The sequence below is a fragment of the Caldisericum sp. genome, assembly GCA_022759145.1.
Taxonomy (GTDB): Bacteria; Caldisericota; Caldisericia; order Caldisericales; family Caldisericaceae; genus Caldisericum.
Genome location: JAEMPV010000095.1, coordinates 1 through 3,179, shown reverse-complemented (window position 1 = coordinate 3,179; position 3,179 = coordinate 1). Strand labels below are relative to the sequence as shown.

Here is a 3,179-nt window from a genome sequence, read left to right as displayed (position 1 = left end):
ACAAAGCCCCTGCTATATTTGACTTTGAAAAACTCAAATGGATGAACCATAAATACATTCTTGATAAAGACTTAAAAGAACTCTGCAAGGATACTCTCCCTTATTTAAGCGAGGCTTATGGCATTTCTGAATGTAACGAAAAGGCACTTCTAATAATTGATGCAGTAAGAGGCAATATGAATTTTACAAAAGATGTTAAAGAACTTGCAACACCTTTCTTTAAGAGATTGCTTAGCAATATGTCGCAAGATGATCTATCTTTAATTAAAGATAGAGATGCTTTAAAGACATTTGAGTATGTTATTGAGAAGATTGACGAGGTTGAGTTAGAAAAAAATGCTCTTGATAACTTCCTGAATGGTTTAAAAGATGCGCTTCAAATCCCCGGGAAAAAGATATACCATCCTCTGAGGGTTGCACTATTTTACTCTCGAAATGGTCCAGAACTTTGGAAAATATTCCTTATCCTTGGAAAAGACGAGGTTAAAGGAAGGCTTCAAGAAGCGATTAATCTTGTAAAGCAATCAATTCAAGAGTAGTAAGCACTGTAATAACGCCTGCAAATTGAGATCGAAGAACCCCGCTTTTAAGGGTTACGATTCTTATATTTGCGTCTTTGAACTTCAAAACCTCTTCAGCTGTAAAACCCCCTTCAGGACCCACAAAAAATGTTATCGGTTTTTGTGGATTAATAAGCTGGGGAATATCTTTAAGAGTATAATCTCCGCCAAAGTGAAGCGCAAAGGCATTTTGTGTAGTGTTTTTTATAACTTCATTTATAACTTCATCAAGGTTTCTAAAATACTTAATTTCAGGCACGAAACATACCTCGCTCTGTTCTGCTGTGTTAAGCGCAATATCCTTGAGTCGATTGAATTGAGATTCTTTTAATTCATTTGGACTTCTTTTTGTTTGTATAAGCGAGATTTTTTCAACTTTTGCAGAAACAAGAAAGCGGATTGCATTTTCAAGTTCGCCTTTGTCGATAATGCTTTGTGCAATATGAAAGTGGATTTTCGATTTTTCGATTTTAGAAACTTCAATTATTTTGAAAATTAAGTTATCTTTACCTACTTCTACACATTCCGTTAAATAGATGTGATCAGAGTCAAAGAATTTGAAAATTTCACCCTTTTTAACTCTTAGGACATTTTTAAGGTGATGTAACAATTCGCCCTCAACAAATATGGTTCTGTTTTCGATTTTGCTTTCTCTAAGAAAGTAGATTGCCATATAAACTTTTTAAAACCTCTAAGATATATTATAATACCTTTGTATGGAAAGAGAAGATATTAAGAAACTTGTAAAAAGTAAACTTGATACAAATCTTTTTAAGCATTCGCTTGCAGTTGAAGCGGTTATGAGAGAGATTGCAAGGCGATTTAACGAAGATGAAGATTTATTTGGAATTGCAGGTCTTGTTCATGATATCGACCTTGACACAACCAAAGACAAACCTCATCTCCATAGTATCGTAGGTGCAGAATTTTTGAAGTTAAATGGTTTTGATGAAAGAATTGTTGAGGCAGTAAAAAAGCATAACCCTGTTCACAGACTTGAGAGAGTTACTCTTCTTGAGAAGGCGCTTTATGCAGCAGACCCTTTAACAGGCCTTATAACTGCCTGTGCCCTTATTAAGGGAAAAAATCTTGACAATGTTACAGTTGATTTCGTTTTAAAAAGATTTAAGGAAAAGCGTTTTGCAGAAGGTGCAAACAGGGAGCAAATTGCAAGTTGTTCGGAATTTGGATTGACTCTTGAAGAATTTGTTGCACTTGGATTAGACGCAATGAAAGGCATCAAGAAGGAGCTCGGATTATGAACTTTATTGAAAAGATAAAAGAGTTTGACATTGAAAAAAGAATTGACTTGCTTGAGGACTATCTTAAAAAACATCCAGAAGACGGAATTGGTGCTTACAGGTATTTGAGCCATTTATACACGCTTAAAGGAGACCTTAAAAGAGCCGAAGAGATTTTAAAGAAAGGTGTTCAAAATAATCCCCAGAATTTGTGGCTAAAGTTGATGCTTGGAGATTTTTATTTTTTCACTTTAAAAAATGAGGGAAAAGCAGAGGAGATTTACAAAGAAATTCTTTCGCATTTTGATAGTCCCGTAAGGAGCACGCTTTCTCCATATAGATATGTCCTTAAAAGACTTACAACTATTGCCTACAACAAGGGAAACTTTGACGAAGCTAAAAAGTTTTACGAGATGTTCTATGCAATTGAGCCATCCGATTTTTATGCAAGTGACTTTTTAAAGTATGCGGAGATTCTTTATAAATCGGGTGAAGTCGAAAAGGCAAAAAGCGTTATTGATGTAGGTATAAGGACACATCCAAAGAAAAACGAATTAAAAGAATTTGCAAATAAGTTTTTGAACGGTTCATATACTATTGAAAGTAGAACTTATGAGTCAGAAGTAAAGAAAATACCAGTAAAAACTCCTATTATAAAAGAGGATGATGATATTATTGAGATTGTAAAGAATTATGCAGGACCACTTCTTGAGAATGGCGATATTGTAACGATTTCTTCCTGCGTTGCAGCAATTGCTGAGGGAAGAATCTACCCTGTTGATGCAATTAAAGTTTCTCCAATTGCTCGTTTTGTCTCTCGATTTGTAAACCAGGAAAGTGTGCCTTTTGGTGGGGCTGCACCTCTTGCAAATCCCTATGCAATGCAGGTTGCAATAGAGGAGGTTGGGTCTTTAAGAATATTATTGGGCTTTGTGTTAGGAGCGATAGGAAAAATTTTCGGACTTGAAGGTGTATTTTACAGGGTAGGCGGTCCTCAAACAGCGCTTATTGATGACCCACCAGGTGCGATTCCTCCATATGATTACTATATAATCCCGGGTCCTAAGGATTCGAACAAACTTGCAGAAGAGATTAAAAATACGATTGGTTTTGATGTTGCAATTGTTGATGCAAACGAACTTGGAAGGGCGTGGGTTGTTGGTGCCTCTGGTAAAATTGATAAGAAAAGGCTTGAGAAGGTTCTCACAGATAATCCAGCAGGAAACGAAGACGAGGGCACACCAATAGTCATCGTAAGAGGATTCAGATATTAATAAAGTATATGGATTTGCTTTTCTGGTTATAGTTTGGAATTTTCCTTTTTATTTTCCTTGCTATTAAAAACGAATTTAAAAATCACTTTTTGGCGTGTAAAGAC

At 35.6% G+C, this 3,179-nt stretch carries 4 protein-coding genes; 3 read left to right on the top strand and 1 reads right to left on the bottom strand.

Annotated elements, in window-relative coordinates:
* Window positions 1-539 (top strand): glutamate--tRNA ligase (locus JHC30_06100; protein MCI4463723.1); only part of this gene is annotated, 539 nt, incomplete at its 5' end.
* On the opposite strand, the gene JHC30_06095 is transcribed toward JHC30_06100, so the two are convergent.
* Complete coding sequence (locus tag JHC30_06095; protein MCI4463722.1) at window positions 508-1,233, bottom strand: 16S rRNA (uracil(1498)-N(3))-methyltransferase; 726 nt, start codon at window positions 1,231-1,233, stop codon at window positions 508-510. The genes JHC30_06100 and JHC30_06095 overlap by 32 nt on opposite strands.
* A gap of 43 nt (window positions 1,234-1,276) precedes the next feature.
* On the opposite strand from JHC30_06095, the gene JHC30_06090 reads away from it, so the two are divergent.
* Together JHC30_06090 and JHC30_06085 are read left to right on the top strand one after the other, a co-directional pair.
* Complete coding sequence (locus JHC30_06090) at window positions 1,277-1,822, top strand: HD domain-containing protein (protein ID MCI4463721.1); 546 nt, start codon at window positions 1,277-1,279, stop codon at window positions 1,820-1,822.
* Complete coding sequence (locus JHC30_06085; protein ID MCI4463720.1) at window positions 1,819-3,075, top strand: coenzyme F420-0:L-glutamate ligase; 1,257 nt, start codon at window positions 1,819-1,821, stop codon at window positions 3,073-3,075. Before JHC30_06090 ends, JHC30_06085 begins: the two co-directional genes overlap by 4 nt.
* Window positions 3,076-3,179: the final 104 nt, after the last annotated feature.